The organism is Vibrio sp. Vb1337, assembly GCF_033338715.1.
Taxonomy (GTDB): Bacteria; Pseudomonadota; Gammaproteobacteria; order Enterobacterales; family Vibrionaceae; genus Vibrio; species Vibrio alginolyticus.
In genome coordinates, this window is the sequence record NZ_JAWOTD010000155.1 from 1 (window position 1) to 1,228 (window position 1,228).

The following is a 1,228-nucleotide window of genomic DNA, read 5'->3' on the forward strand; positions in this document are numbered from 1 at the left end:
GACTCTGGTGTATGGCATACCGCCGATATTTGGTGCCTTAGCTCCGAGCTTAGCGTTTTTGGCGATTGCGGTGGCGTTGCTAAGAAGAAAGCTATAATCAAAGAAAAAGGAAGGCGCTATGCCTTCCTTTTTTGTTTCTAGGCGATTTATTTTGCTTTTGGCAAAACTACCACTTCAGTTTTTGCCCAGATATCGTGGAAACCACGTTTTTGCGGGTCAATTGGCACGGTTAAGTTCGCAAGACCAAAGCCTGATGTCGCAAGGCGGATTAATGCTTGAGTCGCCGTAATTGGAGCGCCGTCTTTCGCGTTTCGAATTTGCAGTTTCCAAGCGCGCATGCCTAGGGTTTGACCTGCTCGCGTCCAGAAAAAGACGAAGAAGTAAATCCAGACTACCGCCAGATAAAGTGTGAATATCGGACTCAACACCGGGTGTTTCCCTAACATATCTGCGGCATCCACATATTCTCCGTAGCTCAGCAAGCCTGCTGCATTCAAAGCAAACACCACTGCTATTACGACACCCGCCGCCATCATCTCAATGGCTAAGACAATTAGTGTGTCATAAAATAAAGCGGCCAATCGACGGAAAAATCCCGCTGGTGGAAGAGTTGTAGAAGTAGTCATAATTCCATCACTTACCTTAAAAATTGTGCGTCAGGATATAGATTCCGTCAGTCTGTGAAAAGAGAGCTAACGCACAGACTCTCCAATTACGATCAAATCTAAGAGCTTTTCACGAAGGATGATGGCTGCGCATACGCATGTTTGAGGCGTATGCTTAAAACGATGCTGATTGAATGGATCGTCAGCGCCGTGTTTTTGGGTCAGTTACCTGGTTCGAAAGTTGCGCAAGTTGATGCTTTTCATCTTCAGTAAAATGTTGGTTCAACGCGAGTTCTAATGCTTTCTCTGAAAGCTTGGTTGCTGGAGCGCTAAACAGCTTGGGATACATACTAGACAGGGCTAGTAATGCCTTTTGCAGGCGAACCTGAACTTGCAGTTGAGCTGCCCCATCATGCGCTATCGGCAAAAAGACATCATCGAATAAATCTTGGCAGTTTAACGAGGGCACAAACAATCTTGGGAAGCGAGTTTTGGTCGGCTGTTGGCTAATAAGTTCTCCCCAAAGTGAAAGCGCCCGAATCGAACGTCCCAGAACATCAATCGCAGTACCATTATCATTAACGGCAGGAGAGAGGGCCCTAGAGGCTATTTCTGCAAGTACA

2 protein-coding genes are annotated in these 1,228 nt (G+C 46.4%); both read right to left on the minus strand.

Features of this window, described 5'->3' with window-relative positions:
• Window positions 1-146: 146 nt before the first annotated feature.
• Window positions 147-626, minus strand: coding sequence for an RDD family protein (locus R7E42_RS24665; RefSeq protein WP_015297306.1), 480 nt, complete (start codon window positions 624-626; stop codon window positions 147-149).
• A 181-nt stretch (window positions 627-807) separates the two neighbouring features.
• Window positions 808-1,228: DUF2254 family protein (locus R7E42_RS24670; RefSeq protein WP_318073184.1), on the minus strand; the 421-nt coding region annotated here is incomplete at its 5' end.